This is a genomic window from candidate division WOR-3 bacterium (genome assembly GCA_039804165.1).
GTDB lineage: Bacteria > Hydrothermota > UBA3072 > UBA3072 > UBA3072 > JAFGHJ01.
Window position 1 is genome coordinate 1 of sequence record JBDRZZ010000005.1, and the last position, 14,833, is coordinate 14,833.

9 protein-coding genes are annotated in these 14,833 nt (G+C 34.7%); 2 read left to right on the forward strand and 7 right to left on the reverse strand.

Annotated elements, in window-relative coordinates; all coding sequences use genetic code 11:
- Nucleotides 1-252 precede the first annotated feature (252 nt).
- Nucleotides 253-4,377, reverse strand: coding sequence for a hypothetical protein (locus tag ABIN61_03205; protein ID MEO0293215.1), 4,125 nt, complete (start codon nucleotides 4,375-4,377; stop codon nucleotides 253-255).
- A gap of 166 nt (nucleotides 4,378-4,543) precedes the next feature.
- The gene (locus ABIN61_03210) at nucleotides 4,544-5,539 is read right to left on the reverse strand and encodes a hypothetical protein (GenBank protein MEO0293216.1); all 996 of its coding nucleotides are present in this window, start codon (nucleotides 5,537-5,539) and stop codon (nucleotides 4,544-4,546) included.
- Between the two features lie 369 nt (nucleotides 5,540-5,908).
- On the opposite strand from ABIN61_03210, the gene ABIN61_03215 reads away from it, so the two are divergent.
- Nucleotides 5,909-6,916, forward strand: a complete 1,008-nt coding sequence (locus ABIN61_03215) for a class II fructose-bisphosphate aldolase (GenBank protein MEO0293217.1) — start codon at nucleotides 5,909-5,911, stop codon at nucleotides 6,914-6,916.
- Here ABIN61_03215 and ABIN61_03220 read toward each other — a convergent pair.
- From ABIN61_03220 to ABIN61_03240, 5 genes are all read right to left on the reverse strand, one after another.
- A complete protein-coding gene (locus ABIN61_03220) occupies nucleotides 6,913-8,022 on the reverse strand; it encodes a hypothetical protein (protein ID MEO0293218.1) in 1,110 nt (369 codons plus the stop codon). The genes ABIN61_03215 and ABIN61_03220 overlap by 4 nt on opposite strands.
- Before the next feature lie 9 nt (nucleotides 8,023-8,031).
- Nucleotides 8,032-8,940: a hypothetical protein gene (locus ABIN61_03225; protein ID MEO0293219.1), complete on the reverse strand. Its 909-nt coding sequence runs from the start codon at nucleotides 8,938-8,940 to the stop codon at nucleotides 8,032-8,034.
- 9 nt (nucleotides 8,941-8,949) lie between these two features.
- Nucleotides 8,950-10,725, reverse strand: a complete 1,776-nt coding sequence (locus ABIN61_03230; protein ID MEO0293220.1) for a bifunctional homocysteine S-methyltransferase/methylenetetrahydrofolate reductase — start codon at nucleotides 10,723-10,725, stop codon at nucleotides 8,950-8,952.
- Nucleotides 10,726-10,794: 69 nt separating this feature from the next.
- Complete coding sequence (locus tag ABIN61_03235; GenBank protein ID MEO0293221.1) at nucleotides 10,795-13,101, reverse strand: DEAD/DEAH box helicase; 2,307 nt, start codon at nucleotides 13,099-13,101, stop codon at nucleotides 10,795-10,797.
- Complete coding sequence (locus tag ABIN61_03240) at nucleotides 13,086-14,171, reverse strand: ribonuclease H-like domain-containing protein (GenBank protein MEO0293222.1); 1,086 nt, start codon at nucleotides 14,169-14,171, stop codon at nucleotides 13,086-13,088. Before ABIN61_03240 ends, ABIN61_03235 begins: the two co-directional genes overlap by 16 nt.
- A gap of 116 nt (nucleotides 14,172-14,287) precedes the next feature.
- On the opposite strand from ABIN61_03240, the gene ABIN61_03245 reads away from it, so the two are divergent.
- On the forward strand, nucleotides 14,288-14,830 hold the full coding sequence (locus ABIN61_03245; protein MEO0293223.1) for an MBL fold metallo-hydrolase: 543 nt from the start codon (nucleotides 14,288-14,290) through the stop codon (nucleotides 14,828-14,830).
- Nucleotides 14,831-14,833 lie beyond the last annotated feature (3 nt).

Consider the following 14,833-nt stretch of genomic DNA (forward strand, 5'->3'; position numbering starts at 1 on the left):
ATCAAAGGGTTGCATATTTTTATAACCTCGTCCTATTGATAATAAAACATATATCTTCCTTTCATTGTTCATCTTTAAAAGGAGGATATTTATTTTAACAATCATTGCAACTCCTTAATTCTTCTAACCAACAATTTTTAGGTTTATATTTAAGTCTACCCTCTTTATCCCCAAAACCTCCACAAAGTGTCCACCTGCTTTGGATTTAACAGTATTTAACTCCACGACTGCAAACATTCCATCGTAGACATATTAAGTTGTATCAACTTTGGTTGCAGAACTATCTATCTTCCTTATCCTCCACCCTTCCGAGGAATACAGGAATTTAAGTTTATGGATTTGGACACCGGTAGATTGAGTTATCTTTTCAAGTCTTCCTTCTGTGTCGTAGGAGAAAGCATATCCACCTGTTGCAGTAAGGAGGTCTCCTCTATTGTTGTAGGTATATTGTTCCCCGAGTTCGGTTATACTCAACAATCGGTTGTTGTCCGTGTTGTAGATATACTCCAGATGAGAAGGATAACCGATAGCAGTTCTTTCTGTCCTATTCCCAACAGGGTCGTAGGTGTAAACATATTGTTGAGATGTAGGCTTCCCAGGTTCTCTAAAAACCGACTTTTTCAATCTGTTCAAATTATCATATCTGTATATCTGCTCTTCTTCGGTTCCGTCCGGAAGTTTGATGTATGAGTAGTTCCTGTTTGCTCTTCTGTCATATTGGTAAGTTATTTTTGCATTCTGAAGGGTATCTCCTTTTTCAAGCCTGATATCATCTACCCAGACTGCTCCATTACCTCTAATTCTTTCTATATAAAATATCCCTTTCAGGTTGTTGACATCGTATCCTTCATCATCTATGGTAACCGTTACCTTCTTCCAATCCTGCGTTCCCGTAATCCTTTCCGACCACCTATCAGCAAGAACTCTTATGCTATCAGGATAATCAGCCCATAAAATCACTCCTATCCAGACACCATCTTCGAGACCACTTGTTTTTATCCATGCGGAAGCTTCGAATGGGTAACCATAATCTGATAAATCGAAGTGCTGAAGGAGAAATTCTACATCGGAATATGGCTCTGTAGGAGAATAGGGGGAATATAACGAGTAATTACCTTCCTTTTTGACTGAACTCGTTACCTGCCAGGAATGATACGGATTTCCAGTTCCGTGAGTATTTCCGCAGGAAAATTCTACAATATTATCCGTAGCGTCAATATACCATTTTGTTGCTCCAGCTTGCGGATAACCATTCCAGCCTGTTAAATTCCCTGTTTCAAAGCCAGGATTAGTGAGGAGATTTGTTATATTATGATTCAAACCTGTAAAGATTTCGGTTATTTCTCCTCTCTTTCCAATTTGATAAGATTCCGAGAGTCTATTTGAACCTCCGGATATTTCCGGATATGAGATTTCTTTTAAGGCATTATTGTCATAGTAGGAAAGATCCCACCTCTTCCCGGCTACGGTTGTGGATATATCTCTTCCTGCATCATCATACTGGAAGGTCTGCTCTAAATATACCTGGGACGGATTCCCGTATTTGTAGGATTTAAAGTGTGTTTTTCTTCCAGAGAGGTCGTATTGGTAAACATTGGTATATAGGGAGTATACCTTTACAGTGTCAAGATTTCCAACATCATCCCGTTTGTAGATAATATCTCCTGTTTTATCTTTTGTTCTTATTATCTCACCGACTTTGTTGTAATAGTAAACGAGAGAATCGGATGGATTGTAACTATTGTAATCCGAGAGGCTGTTGTAATACAGTTTCTTTTTGAGTCTGTCTCGTTTATCATAGAGATATTGTGTAACTTCTCCATTTCTATCCATTTTAAACAGTAAATAACAACCGCAGGGATAGTAACCGAGAGAGTCTTTCGTTCCATCGGGATAATGAGTGGAAACGAGTTTGTCTTGTTTATATTTGTAATTTATCGTTTTATTGTTCGCATTGGTAAATTTTACAAGTTTTCCATCCTGATTGTAATCGTATTTCGTTGTATAAGTCTGGGCTCCTGCATATTCCTTTACCTGTTTTAGTTTCCCAAAGGGACGGGATTTATATTCATGGGTTGTGACCGAGTTGCCCAGTGTATCAAGGGATTTTTTCTGAATCAGGTTTCCTGCTTTATCATAGATAAATTCTTCATAATCACCATTTGGATAAACAATCTTTGATAGTTTACCCATAACATCATATTGATAGCGAGTTGTGTCAATTACAAGAGGATTAACTCTTGCTTCTATCTTCTTTTCGATTTTACCAAGATTATTGTATGAGTAAATTGTAAGAATGTCATTATCTTCATCCCCATCTCTTCCAATATCTACGCCGCTCTTCAAAAGGAATGGACCATTGTCGTTATCGCTGTACTGGTAGTATGTTATAACCCCTTCTGGGTCTTCAACCCGAAGGAGATTACCAACAGCATTATAGTCGTAGTCCGTGACTATGTCCACAACCCCTTTTCCTGCAACATATCTATCATCAAGGATGATTTTATCTGTGTAATTATTTGCGTCGTAGGTATATACGGTCTTTCTTCCTTCCTCGTCAATGGTCCAATCGAGGCGGATATAGTAAGGATTATCAGGGTCTGGACGGGAATAATGATTGAGAACCGAATCTCTTCCGGGATATACGATTTTGGTTGGATAAGAAGAATATCTTGTTTTATTTCCAACTGTGTAGGCGTAATATTCGTATCGAATGGTATCACCGTCGGGTTCAACGACAAGAAGAGGATTATAATCGGAGTCATAGCTGAGATAGCGAGTTGTTTTACCTGCAACTGTTACCGAAGAACGCGTTCCAATGGGATTGTATCTGATTATCTCTAAATAGTCATAACCCGTGGTTGAAGGGGTGAAAGAGGTATCATTCGGGTCGTGAGCCCCAAGCTCTGGCAAATCTTCCCAGTGGTAAACATATACGGAGTCAACACGATGATTTCCAGAATAGAATCTCTTTATATAACTCTTTTCCAGAATTGTATCTCCGGATACTACTTCCTGATAATAAACGCCTTCAACCGGGTATTTCCCATACCAGTTATTTACTCTATAGCCTGTTAGACGATGGTTGTTGTAAGCTGTTAGGCTCGTATCATTGTCCTCGTTATACGCTCTCTGGGGAGGAATCCAGGTAACTATATCGGTTTTTAAATCCACACCAGTATCTACTCCGGGAACTAAATCTCTATTGTAATAGTATCTATCAAAAACGATTATTTCATTCCCTGGGGTGTGTTTTATTATCTGAGATAAACGGCAAAGAGTATCTATAACTCCCTGATAAAGAGAGTTAATTTTTATATATTTATATTCCATCCACTCATTTTTTCCTGAAATTTTGACTTTCTCCAGCATTGGGGAACCGCAGTAAATTTTGTAATAAAATTTTAAACTATCTCCCCATTTATCTATTACATATTTTAAAGTGTCTGCGCTATATCCAAAACGCAGAGTTGTTTCATCAAATTGTCTTACAGAATCAATTAAAGCAACCCGAGGAAAAACACTGCTTCTTGAATAAAATTCAATAGTTCCATCCGATTTTATGTATTTCCAGTGATTCGCATCTATTTCTACGAGACCGTTGTGAACTTTATAGACATTTGCAAAGACTATGGAATCACCACCGCTTTTTTTAACATAAATCACATCGCGGATCTCGTTTCCATCCCTAATCTTATAATATATATTCCCAGAATCTTCCATTATTACTAGAAACTTAACATAATTATGCATCCAGCCACCTTCCCCGAATGGAAGTAATAATTTGTGATATGTGGGTTTATCTACAAAGTAAATATTCCTTTCCCTGCTTTTATAGGTTCTAATTAAACTTACGCCATTGGAATTACCCGAAGAAAGGTCCGTTGATTCCAAATTGAAAGACCCATCCATAATATTTACAGGGTCACCTGCCTCTGAACATTCATCAGGTATCTGGTCAGCTTTAATAACTATAGTCCAAGGAGGACCGTCCAATTCTCCGGAAAATTGTCCGCACCTACCCGGATATACTTTATCAGTTACAGAAGAACTAATCGACGGAGGGATAAAAACACCTCCTTGAATATACCTAACACAGCCTGATTCTCCTACTACTCTTCCCCAAGAACGCATACCCCCTACTCCTAAGTAGCAGTAAGGATTAGGATAGGGAGCTTTAAAAACCATGGTACTTGGTGGGTCAAAACATTGCCCTCCACCTAAATAAATAACACAACAAGAGAGATGTATTACCTGACCTGGAATAGCATAAATTGTATACCCACCGTTCATATTTGTCCATCCTTGAGCCTTTAACCCAATCGCTCCCATCATCAAACAAAAGACCAAAATACTTAATTTTCTCCTGAAAAACATATTACACCTCCTAACAAAATCAAATATCAAAATTTAAAATGCAAAATGACAGCCGTCGGCGAACGGCATAAAAAATTTGTGTCATTAGTGTGATTCGTTGTTTCTATTTTTAATTCAGTTTTGAATTTTAATCTGTCATTTTGCATTTTGATGGTTGATTTTTGCGTTATCTAGTTATCTTTGATATTTTCTGCCTCAATTCTCTATTTTCTCTCCTTAAATCTCCAAGTTCCTTCTTTAATTCAGTTAATTCTTTATTTTGCTTGATTACATACAGTGTCAATTCTTCAACTTTTTCTAAAAGTTTTGCCTGTAGTTCTCCAACCGGGATACCTTCTTCTGTTACCTCCTTGGCTGTTGGAATACCAGGAAGGCTCTTTTCTTTTTTGATATGCTGTTCAAGTTTATTAAGAGGCATTAATCGGTAATTATCCGCAAAAACAAAATCAGGCCAGCCTGTTAATTTAACTTTTATTTCCTTGGTCGTAATTACTCCATTGACAGTTAGTTCCGACTGAGGATTTGTTACTCCGATACCAACTTTACCTGCATTGTAATAAATATTGTTTCCGTTCTTCAACCACTGCAATTGCCAGGTTCCAACACCACTACCATTAGAGGTTAAAACATAACCATTCATTGCACCTGTTGGTAATCTGAAACCTGTCATCTGAACTGTTCCGGCTACATCTAATTCATAACTGGGATTTGTTTTCCTTATACCAACACGACCCCATGCTTGAGAACCTGTGTGAGCGAGGATTACATGGTGCTGGTCACCTCCTCCGGTTCCTCCGTAAAGGTAAGCTTCACTGGAACTATTCAGCTTGAGAGTAGCCGGAGAATAACTTCCAGGGCTACCTTCGATAGTTAAATTCCCACCTGAAGTGATTTTATAGTTACCTGAAATTTTGAGGTTTCCATTAACTTCCAGTTTCTCTTCCGGATTCGCCGTCCCGATTCCGACTTTATCCGAGCTTGTTGTTAATCTGACAACAGTTCCATCATCAGTCCAACCACCTTGTCCATAGGCAACCCAACTAACCAACAACAACACGACAACTAAACTTAACTTTTTCATAGAACCTCCTTTCGTATAAAAATCAAATATTAAAACATTTAATTGTTTCGGGTTTCGAGTTGTGAGTTTTGGCTTGTCCATTCATTTGAACTTGCTCCCTTTTAAAAATCTCGTAACTCAAAACAGCAGTTGATATTTGTGGAGTTTGTACAATTTGTTGTTCCTTTGCTAAATCCTAAACTCGAAATCCTAAATCCTGATTCCCGATTTCCCATTTTTATTCCTTTTGCAAAGATAAATCTTTGCCCGCCAGTTGATTTTGCAAAGCCTTTTGGTTTGCCCTACATTTCTTATCTTTTTTGCAAGGCTTTTGCCTTGCCCTACGGTTAATTTTTCCATTTATAGAAAATTATATGGAAAAATAATGCAATTTTTGTCAAGGGGAAAATATTGCATTAAAATTTTTTTTTATTATATTAAAAAACAAAGATAGAAAAGGAGGTTCTTTTTATGATTTCATATAAAGAATTGGGTTTTGTGAATACTCGTGAGATGTTAAAAAAGGCTCTAGAAGGAGGTTATGCTGTTCCTGCTTATAATTTTAATAATATGGAACAACTCCAAGCAATTATTACAGCTTGTGTGGAAACTCAGTCTCCCGTGATTTTACAGGTTTCAAAAGGTGCGAGAAAATACGCAAATCAAACCCTTTTGAGATATTTAGGTGAGGGTGCTGTTATGATGATGAAAGAATTGGCAAAAGAAAAGGGGTTAAAGGAAATACCCCTCGCTTTACATCTTGACCATGGAGATTCTTATGAACTTTGTGTTTCTGTTATTGAGTCGGGTTTTTCCTCTGTAATGATAGATGGATCTTCCCTTCCTTTTGAGGAGAATGTTGCGCTTACAAAAAAGGTTGTGGATTTTGCTCATAAATATGATGTTACAGTAGAAGGAGAACTTGGAGTTTTAGCTGGTATAGAAGAAGAAGTCTCTGCAGAGAAAACCCATTATACAAAACCTGAAGAAGTTGAAGAATTTGTTGAAAGGACAGGGGTTGATTCTCTTGCAATTTCAATAGGAACTTCTCATGGCGCAAACAAATTTAAGCCTGAACAATGCACAAGGAATGAGGATGGAATATTAATTCCACCTCCTCTTCGTTTTGATATCCTTGAAGAGGTTGAAAGGAGAATTCCGGGATTTCCAATAGTTCTTCATGGTTCTTCTTCGGTTCCTGCTGAAGCTGTGAGAATTATTAATGCAAATGGTGGTGAACTTAAAGATGCAATAGGGATTCCAGAGGAGCAGATAAGAAGAGCTGTAAAATCAGCAGTTTGTAAAGTGAATATTGATTCTGATGGTAGACTTTGGATGACTGCAGCGATAAGAAAATACCTAAAGGAACATCCTGCTGAATTTGATCCAAGGAAATATTTAGGACCAGCTAGGGAAGCCTTAATAAATATGTATAAACATAAAAACGAAAATGTCTTGGGTTCAGCAGGAAAAGCTTAAGAAATTTTCTTTCTGGCAAGAGCTGCACCTTTTACCATATTTTCAAGCTTTTTAAAGGCTACTTTCCAACTTCTTGTTCTAAGGCCGCAGTCAGGATTTACATAAATTTGCTCGGGGTCTAATATTTTAGCGGCTTTTAAAATTCTATCTCTTATTAGTTCTGGAGGTTCTATTTTATCGGAATGAACATCGAGAACCCCAAGGCCAATCTCTTTATTATCAGAATATTTCTTCATCAGTTTGAGAAAATCATAGTTTTCACTCTGGGCGAATTCAAAGGCGTATTGAGAGCAATTTTTTACTTTCAGAATTTCGGGATAAAGAATAGAATAGTCGCTAAAACATATATGGAGAATGAATTTACATTTTTTAATCCCCTCTATTGAGTTATTTAAACTTTCTACGAATATTCCTATCTCTTCAGGTTCGGTAGTGGCGGCAGGTTCATCTATTTGGATAATTGTAGCCCCTGCTTTAAATAGAGCGAGAATATTTGGCCGAATTACATTCTTTGCAAGATTTACGGCAAGCTCATAATTTGCTTTATGGAGTGCCTTTTTTCTATTTTTTTCTTTTTTAATCCATTTTTTTAGATAATATTCATTAAAAGACCAGTTAGTAAATGTGTAGGCTCCTGTTATTGGAATTTTAACTGGTTTTTTTGTGAGAGTTTTAACATAGTTAAATTCTTCAAGATGATAAGGGAATTTCAGTTTTGGCTTTCCAATACATGCTGCTTTTTTGTAATATTTGTTGTCAAAACTTCTAACTTCTCCGTAAAACTTAAAACCTTCAATCTTAGAGATTGGTTCTTGATACATTTCAGTTCTTTGTTGTTCTCCATCATATATAATGTCAAGACCAATCCTTTCAAAACATCTTACCACAAGAAGACTGGAGAATTTTTTTAATTCTTCTTTGTCTTTTTCTTCCAAAATTTCTTTATTTATTAGAAATTCTAATTCTTCTTTTCTTTCAATTTGAGAAAACTTAATCCAGTGCTGAAGTTCTTCATAATCCTCTTCTTTAAGAGGCAGATTTCTCATTTTTTTTATAAGCCAGTTAGGTCTTGCAATACTACCAATTTCTTGAGTAAGGAATTTCATAATCTCTCCTTAAGAGAAAGCCTCTGCAATTCTTCTTAATACCTCAAGTTTACTAATCGCTATCTCATAGGGTAAGAATTCTAAACTCATATTTGGACATATAAAAAATTTTTCTATCTTAAATTTTGAGATAACTTTTTCTACAAATTTTTTTGTTTGAAGTTCTTCTTCAATAAGAGAGATTTGAGCATCAATACACCCTATTCCTATTCTTTTTTCCATTCTTAAGTTGAGATTTTCAATAGAAGTAGATAAAAAATCTATAATAATAGAGTTTACAGGTAAGAAAAGCAATTCTTGAAGGTGAGAAAAATCTCCCCACGGAATGTGGAGGGTAGTTTCTATTTTAAGGTTTTTCGTTAAGAGGGTATAGCATTCCTTCCATAAGGGATCGAATTTTAAAAAGGCAATTGAAGGTTCTGAAAATTGGATGCAACTTACTCCCTTTTTTTCGAGATATTCAGAAACATCTCTAATGACTTCTGTAATCATAAATAAAGTGTCTTTTTTGTAAAAGTCTTCACTCAAATAAAAAAAACTGATGGGTCCTGGGATAATAACTTTTCTTCTTTCTGGGATTAGAAATCCATAAAAGAAATTTTCTATCTCCTCAGGATTAAATTTAATTTTTCCTTTTATTAAAGGTTTTCTATAAAACGTATTTGTTCTGAAAAACCTTGTTAACGCTCCACATTCAATTCCATTTGCTTTTACAAAAGGTCTTAAAAGATCCTGCCATAGGAGATTGCCATCAGTTATATATTCAAAGTCTTTTTGATAATCAATAAGTTTTCTCACATCTTTTTCTCTAATCTGTTCAAGTTCTTCTTTATCCAACCTTCCTCTATCATAGTCTCTTGTTGCTTTAATAAGCTCTGGTGAACGGGGGAAAAATCCTGTAAGTTCGGCTATAAGCATTTGTTTCCTCTATAAGTCTAATAAATTTTTTAAGAGTTCAATTTTCTTCTTTGGAAGCATTAAACACACTCCATTTGTAATTTCTTTTAAATTTCTTATAATTTCCTTTGCTATTTTTATTCCTTCTTTATCCGCTCTTTTTCTAATTTCCATTGGGATACTTATTCCTGGAACTTCATTATGGAGATATTCTGCTTGTGTAGAGTTTAAAAGGGGCATAACCCCTGCAAATATTGGAATGGATAATTTTTTTACTTCTTCTGCAAGAGGAATAAATTTTTCTAAATCAAATACAGGTTGTGTAATAAAAAATTCTGCACCGAGTTCTATTTTTGAATTCATTCTTGAAATTTCTATGTTATTTAATTCTACGCCTAAGGCTGCCCCAACCCATAAATTCGTTGGAGATTCAAGAGGATTCCCAAATATATCTTTTCCTGAGTTTAAGGTTTTAATAATTCGAATGAGTTCTTTTGATGTTAATTCCTGGGGAGAAGATAAAATAGGAATTTCTATAGTTGGAGTATCTCCTGTTAATGCTAAAATATTTTCTATTCCAAGAGCGGAAATAGATAGACACTCAGATTGTAATCCAAGAATGCTTTTGTCTCGGGTTGTTTTATGTAGAATGACCTCAAGGGATGTTTCTTCTTTTATTCTATGGGCTAAAGCGAGTGGGTCCATTCTAACTTTTCCCATTGGACTATCCGAAATAGAAACAGCTGTAATTCCTATTCTTTCTAATTCTTTGGCGATTTTTATCTCTTCGTCTAAGATTGTCCCTCTTGGGGGTTCTAATTCTACAATTAAAATAAATTCCCTTTTTGTTTTTTCTTTAAGAGTTGTTGTTACAACCTTTGGTTTATAGACCTCTTTTGTTTGAAGCCTCCCATTAAAGGAAATTTTTTTTCTAACAACTTTTTCTCCTTTTAGGTTTTCAGCAAGCATTTTTATGTGTTGGGGTGTTGTCCCACAACACCCACCAATTATTGATACTCCAATAGAGATTAACTTCTTAGCGTAATGGAGGAAATATTCTGGATTGTATGGATAAATGAATTTTCTATCTATAAATCTTGGTAGTCCTGCATTTGGCATTGCGGATAACCATTTTGGTTCGACGAGTAGAAATTTCTTTGTGGAAGAAAAACTTTCTTGAGGACCAGAGCCACAATTTACACCCATAATTTCTACATCTTCTTTTTTAAGAAAGTTAGCAATATCTTCTGGATCAAAACCTTTTAAAGTTCTCCCTTCATTTGAAAAGGAAAAGGAAACGATGAAAGGAGAATTTTCTTTCCTTACCGCATTTATGGCTGCTTTAGCCTCTTCTATATCTGACATTGTTTCTATGATTATTAAGTCAACCCCTCCTTCGAGAAGAGAAGTAATTTGTTCGGAGAAAATCTCTTCGATTTGAGAAAAAGGAACTTCTTCTTTTCCGTTGAGCAATCTTGTTATTGGTCCAACAGAACCAGCCACAAAGGCTCCTTTTCCTGCCTCTTTTGCAATTTTTGCTCCTTTATAATTAATTTCTTTAGTCTTTTTTCCAAGACCATAATAGAGGTCTAAAACTAAGCGATTTGCTCCAAAGGTGTTGGTTTCAATGATTTCTGCTCCAGCTTCGCGGAAAGCTCGATGAACCTCTTGAACGATATTAGGCTCAGAGATGTTAAGTTCTTCGAAACATCTACCTTTTGGAATACCAAGAGAATAAAGAGAGGTTCCCATTGCTCCATCAGCTATAATAACTTTTTCCTCTTCTAAAGTTTCTAAAAAATTCAATTTTTCTCCTTTGGTTTTCCAATAATATTAAATCTTATTGAGCTGTCAATAGGAGATTCTAAATTAAGTTTACTTCATAAGAAGAAGAATTTCTTCAAGGATTGAGATAGTTGCAATTTTATCAAGAGGTTCATTTTCATTTCCGCATTTAGGCGAAAAGATGCAAGATGGGCATCCATTTTCACATGGACAATTTCTTACAAGCTCATAGGTCATTTTTACTATTTCTCTAATTAAATCAAAAGCTTTTTCTACTAAGCCTATCCCACCTTCAAAACCATCATAAATGAAAATTGTGGGTTGGATTGTGTCAGGATGGAAAGGAGTAGAAACGCCTCCAATGTCCCATCTGTCACACATAACATAAAATGGAATTACCCCGATCATTGCATGTTCAGCCCCATGAAGACCTCCCATAAAGCACTCTAAAACATTCTCCGAATTCTTTTTTATTTTTTTATCTTCTTTTCTTTTTTTCCATATTTTCTCTTGAATTTCAGGAAGAGAGAACCAAAGACTTAATGTTTTAAATTCAAGAGGTGGTAAGTCAAGCTCTTCTTTTCCTATTACCTTATCGTATTTCATTATTTTATATTCAGTGTATTGCTCTTTCACATTTACTCTTCCTAAACATACAGAAAAGCTCCCAATTTCCTTTTTCTTGATTTCTTCTAATATTTTTATTTCTACATTTTTTAATGCTTCTGTATGATAATCGACCTCTTTTTTCTCTACCTGGACTATACCTTTCTCTAAATCTAATTTTTCAACAATGTAAGTTTCTCCTTGGTGAAGGAAAACAGCTCCTTTATGAGCTTCTCTAAAGGCTTGTAATCTATCCATTGTTTCAATTACTTTTCCGTTAGAGATAACTTTAAAAATTGAAGAAGAAATATTATCAAGGCTAACACCTAAAGTAGCTCTTGTTTTGCCTATATAAACCCATCCATTTTTTGTTTTTTCTACTAGGCCTTCTTTTCTCAGAGCTTCTAAAAATTCTCTGGTTTTTTTGCCAAAATAGAGTTCATCTTCTGGCAGTTTAATAGGTAATTCTGAGGCAGCACAGAGAAGATGTCCAGAAACTATGTATGGATTTGATAAATCAATTATTGCATTTTCGTGAGATTTCTCAAAGAAAATTTTTGGGTGTTTCATAAAATATTGATCCAAAGGATTCTGGAAGGCAATAAGAACTGCAATTGAGTCCCTATTTCCTCTTCCTGCTCTACCTATTTGTTGCCAAGTTGAGATGATTGTTCCTGGATAACCTGATATAATTACACTATCTAAAGAACCAATGTCTATTCCTAATTCTAACGCGTTTGTTGAAGTAATACCTTTTAATATGCCATTTTTTAAATTATTCTCTATCTCCCTTCTTTCAGAAGGAAGATAACCGGCTCTATAGGAAGTTATTTTACTGATCAAGTTGGGTTCTTTTTCCTTTAATTCCTCTTTTGCCCATAAAATGATTAGTTCAGCCATTTTTCTTGAGGAGGTAAAACAAAGGGTCTGAAGATTGTTTTTTACAAAAAGTAATAATAAATCTTTTGCTTCTTGATGGGTAGAGAACTCTCCAGCTCCATCATAATAAGGATTATAAAAAATAAAATATTTTTTCCCTTTTGGGGAGCCATCTTTATTTATGAGAGTAAATTCAAGACCTACTAATTTATTGGCAAATTCAAGAGGATTGGCAATTGTAGCTGTAGAGATTACAAATTGAGGATTTGAGCCATAGAAATTACAAATTCTTTTTAACCTTCTTATTAAAAAGGCAACATTTGATCCAAAAACACCTCTATATCGGTGAGCTTCATCCAGGACAATAAATTTTAAGTTACTAAGGAAATTTTCCCACTTGTAATGCCAGGGTAAAGTTTGGTGGAATTCGTAGGGATTGCTTATTATTATTCTTGAACTTTCTCTAATTTTTCCTCTCTTACTAGAAGGAGTGTCTCCATCGTATATTGCAGGGTTTACCGATATTCCGGAGAGATTTTCAAACTCTTTTATCACTTTAAGTTGGTCATTAGCAAGAGCTTTTGTAGGATATAAATAAAGAGCAGTTGCATTTTTGTCTTGATTGAGTTTTTCAAATATTGGAATTGTAAAAGAAAGTGTTTTTCCAGATGAAGTGGATGTTGTTATTATAACATTTTCCCCTTCAATTAAGGCTTCTATTGCTTCACACTGATGGTTATAAAGCTTAATTTTCTTTTTGTTAAGATAATTATTTATTTTTGTAGAAAAAGCCTTCTTTACTTCTCCAAAAATGGGATTTTTTTGGGGTAATATTTCAATATGTTCTATTCTTTTTTTGTATCTTGGATTTTCTTTTAGGAATTTTAATACTTTTTCTATAAAGTTTTCCATTCTTCGTGTAATTTTGAGAAGATTTTGGTAAGAGTTAGAAGGTCCTGCCTATTATGCTCAATTATTGGAATTAATGGACCTGGATTTCTATTTCTTAAGTATGTGTTATAAAATTCCGGAACAAGAGCACTTGGAACATTTACTTTTCTATTTAGGCCAAGGAGTTTTTTTTCTAATGTTGTTAATCTATAATCCGGAAGTTTTTCTTTCCAAGCTCTCCTTGTAAAGAAAAGAAGGTCAAAGTGAAGATTATCAAAATTCTTTTTTATTCCATAATATGCAAGGCGCTCTTTTATATAAGGGATATCAAAGGTTCTTCCATTAAATGAAACTATAGCAGAGTTCTCTTTTAAATTGGTAAGGAAGCTTAAAAGAGCAGCAGGTTCTTCTTTAATCTCGCGGACAAGATACTGATTTATTAAGGCTTCGTTTCCTTTTACATGTAAAACTCCGTAAAGGATAATAGGCCTTGTAAAAAGCCCCATTGTTTCTACATCTAAGATAATGAAATTCTCTTTTTCGCAAAAGCAAGAAATTTGGAAATTTAGAGGATGAGAGCTTGGGAATCTTTCCTTAATTGCCTCAATAATCCCCTTTATATTGTTAGTATTAATAAGCTTAAGAAGTCTTTTTGCGCTTTCTCCAAAGCGTGGATGGTTTTTTAAATCTTCCAATGTTTTATAACCTTTATGTTTTAATAGATTCTCGTTTTTTTCTCTTATCCCATAGATTAACTTGAAGTTTAGGAGTAAATTCTCTTTTATCTTATTTTGATTAATTATATTCAGGTTCAATTTCTCTATACTTTTAACAAGGTAACATTTTCCCCTTTCTGTTTCTATTTCTTCTCCTGGGATTACTTCTTCCAGGTTTTTCCCCTTATATTTTTCTACCAACATCTGTTTTAATCTTTGTGCATATTTATACTCATAAAAGTTTATCCCGTAGGCAAAGTAAGGAAATTTGAAATCTTCTTCCTTATCAATAATTTCATATTCTCTCTTATCTAAGATTTCTTTCCATTTTTTCCCTATTTGAGTAAGATCTATTCTTTGGTTTTTTATATTCATCTTTAACTTTTGCTTTTTTAATATTCTACATTCACTATTTATTTGTCAACTGGATTAAGTTTCTCTTGACAAAATTTTGTGCTCAAATATTCTTTTTAAAGTAGGTTTTAGATAAAATGCGGATAAAAATAATAGAAGTTGGTCCATTAAGGACAAATTGTTATATAATAACACAGCAGGGGATAGGAATAATTATAGATCCTGGGGGAGAGGAAGATAAAATAATTAAAGGGGTGAAAGACTTTAAGATAAAAATGATACTCCTTACTCATAACCACTTTGACCATATAGATGCTTTAGTTCCTGTTGCTAAAGCCACAGGAGCTCTTATTGCAATTCATCCTTTAGATTCTATTAATATTTCATTTAGAGAACTCAAGGATGGAGAAAGGCTTTCTTTTGAGAATAGAGATATTTTAGTGATTCATACACCAGGGCACACTCCTGGTAGTTGTTGTTTCTATATTAATGGATTTCTTTTTTCGGGAGATACTATATTTGCTGGTGGTTGGGGTAATACAATGTTTCCGGGAGGGAATGAAGAGGTTCTTTTTGATAGCATTAGAAATAAAATAATGAACTTGCCAGAAGAGACAATTATTTATCCGGGGCATGGAGAAAATACAATTTTGGGAAAAGAGAAGCCTTTGTACTTTTAAGAA

Bases quoted from the DNA above. Each gene is read 5' to 3' on its own strand.
- ABIN61_03235 (MEO0293221.1), bottom strand. From the start codon at position 13,101: ATGGAAAACTTTATAGAAAAAGTATTAAAATTCCTAAAAGAAAATCCA.
- ABIN61_03210 (MEO0293216.1), bottom strand. From the start codon at position 5,539: ATGGACAAGCCAAAACTCACAACTCGAAACCCGAAACAATTAAATGTT.
- ABIN61_03240 (MEO0293222.1), bottom strand. From the start codon at position 14,171: ATGAATATAAAAAACCAAAGAATAGATCTTACTCAAATAGGGAAAAAA.
- ABIN61_03215 (MEO0293217.1), top strand. From the start codon at position 5,909: ATGATTTCATATAAAGAATTGGGTTTTGTGAATACTCGTGAGATGTTA.
- ABIN61_03225 (MEO0293219.1), bottom strand. From the start codon at position 8,940: ATGCTTATAGCCGAACTTACAGGATTTTTCCCCCGTTCACCAGAGCTT.
- ABIN61_03245 (MEO0293223.1), top strand. From the start codon at position 14,288: ATGCGGATAAAAATAATAGAAGTTGGTCCATTAAGGACAAATTGTTAT.
- ABIN61_03220 (MEO0293218.1), bottom strand. From the start codon at position 8,022: ATGAAATTCCTTACTCAAGAAATTGGTAGTATTGCAAGACCTAACTGG.
- ABIN61_03205 (MEO0293215.1), bottom strand. From the start codon at position 4,377: ATGTTTTTCAGGAGAAAATTAAGTATTTTGGTCTTTTGTTTGATGATG.